We start from the raw sequence: 2,350 nt of genomic DNA, 5'->3' as shown, positions 1-2,350 counted from the left end.
GATATATACGTTGTATGGATTGATAAGTTTCATTTGTAAACGAAGGGACGGTTCTCATGTTTCTTGAAAAGAAACATGAGAACCGTCCCCGTGTTCCCTCAATGCAAATTAACCATCTTTAATTCCTGACTCTTTAAGTAGGCGATGATGCTTGGCAATGCGTCGACAACCGCTTTATTCTCATGGAGAATAATGATTGACCCAGAAGGGTGGGAATTTTTTATGTAGTGAAGAATTTGGATTGGATCGTGATTTTGCCAATCTCTTGGATCCTTATTCCAAAGAACTACCTTGTAATGATTATTTTTCATTAATTTCTTCGTATTATCATCGATTGCGCCATATGGCGGTCTAAAAAGTTCAACAGGCTTGTGAGTGATTTGTGTAATTAATCGATTAGTTTCCAGAAGCTCTTTCTTCTGTCTTTTATAGGAAAGCTTCGTGAAATCCGGATGATTCATAGAATGATTACCTATCACAAATCCATTTGTATATGTATATCGCACAGATTCTGGGTATTTCTTCACATTTTGACCTATATAAAAAAATGTTCCACCTACATTATATTTCTTTAATATATTTACAATCTCCTTTGAATATTTAGAAGGTCCATCATCAAAGGAAAGCGCCACATATCCAGCGGGAATACTATAGCTCACATTATGCTTGAGATTTAGGGTTGGAGGCGTCTTTTTAATAGGGCGTTTAGCCTTTGTTTGAATGTTTACTATAGGATATACTTTCTCCTTTTTACTCTCCAAATTAATGCCTTTTTTACTACTAACTGTACTAGCAGTTGGTTTTTGTGCAAATACGATTTTATTTAAGTCAGAATGGCCAACATATAGAAAAAGTGTGATACAAATCGCACTAATTATAGCTACGGATAACCAAGTTAATGTCCGATGTTTCAAAGGAAGCTGTTCTTGGTTTTGCCTTTCAGCTATTTCCCCATTACTATCATTCCCATGAATCGTGCTCATAAGAAACGGTAAGGAATCAAGCTTACTAGATTCCGTAATGCTTTTAATAGCTGATAGTCTATTACTATATTCTTCTGAACATGAAAAATAGATATTTTCACTGGATTCTCTATATGTTTTCGTAATATAACTTTTGTATTGGTTTTCTGCAGTTCCCTGAGAGTGGAGAGATAATCTGTACATATATTTATCATCAAAAACAGTTGCAGCTCTTAAATTCTCCGCTGTCTCATGATCGATTTCCCAAAAAAGCAAATCTTCTTGGTCGATTGATAATCTAACATGTAGGTAAATGTGATTGTCTTGTTTTTCAATGGATATTAGTTCTATTAACTTTCCATGGTAGATTTCCAAGTTGATCCGCCTTTCTATTAATCTATTCGGTTTGACTAGTAAAATCAGTTGGATGAGCGGATAATGAGAATGACATCCGTTCTGTAAAATCATTAATGGACTTCATTAATTGATTTTTTTCTTCCTGGATTTTACGGTACTGCTCCAGATAATTTTGATTTTCCACTTCTAATTCTCGAATTCTTTCTTCAAGCTGATTAATTCTTTGGATATGCTGATGCTGAATATTAGTAGATTCTTCATAAAGTCTATTATATTTATTGCTCTCGATCTCTAGTAGATTTGTAACCTTTTCATACTCCAAATTAGAAGTGTTTTGATAGTCTTTATAGTCTTCCAAAAGCTGATCATAGCTCATTTGCTTCTTCGTAAGCTTTCCTTCTAGAACACTTAATTCCTTACTTTTTTCTTGTAAAAGCTGGTCTTTCTTCATTTGTTCATGCTTTAAACGGCTAATGATTTCATTTAACGAATACACTTGCTCTTCTAAATCCTTATTTTTATACAGAATAAGCTGTCTATCTTTTAACATATTTTCTAACGAAACGATGATATCCAACGATACCTTGTCTTGATTATCCTTTGAAAAAAGATTTTTCGTGCTAGTCGTATCTATTGGTTCAGTTTCTTGAGGAGTACTCTGTACTATCTCGGTACCTTCCATTGATGCGATTTCCTGCTCGCTATTTTTTTCATTCTGGTTTTGATTAGCAAGCTTTCCGATCAGCCAACCTCTTGTTTTACTTTTACTATCCATTTTATCTATCATCTCCGCTCTGTTAGCCTAGGTGGAACTTTATTAATTGAATATTTACATTCCTCTATAAACCTTATCGGCATATAAGCAAGAGTGTTTGAGCAACGAAGTGAAGGTTCTCATGTTTTCCTCGAGGGCTGATAGGGAATACGTCCCGGGTGAATTCACATTTTTGTAAAAAAATGTAGATTTTTGTAAGAGCAACAAAGGGACGGTTCTCTTGTTTCTTGAAAAGAAACAAGAGAACCGTCCCCGT

General features: G+C 34.6%; 2 protein-coding genes. Both read right to left on the bottom strand.

All coding sequences use genetic code 11. The annotated features are described in order from the left end of the window. Window positions 1–98: 98 nt before the first annotated feature. On the bottom strand, window positions 99–1,337 hold the full coding sequence (locus AC3WJF_RS22980) for a polysaccharide deacetylase family protein (RefSeq protein ID WP_492456414.1): 1,239 nt from the start codon (window positions 1,335–1,337) through the stop codon (window positions 99–101). A gap of 22 nt (window positions 1,338–1,359) precedes the next feature. Next, entirely contained in the window at window positions 1,360–2,094 is a 735-nt protein-coding gene (locus tag AC3WJF_RS22975; protein ID WP_492456412.1) for a hypothetical protein, read from the bottom strand. Window positions 2,095–2,350 lie beyond the last annotated feature (256 nt).

The organism is Heyndrickxia sp. FW510-T9, from assembly GCF_058781025.1.
This window is presented reverse-complemented; position numbering and strand designations above follow the sequence as displayed.

What these genes read in the sequence shown, in the direction of transcription:
- AC3WJF_RS22975 (WP_492456412.1), bottom strand. Translation starts at nt 2,094, where the DNA reads ATGGATAGTAAAAGTAAAACAAGAGGTTGGCTGATCGGAAAGCTTGCT.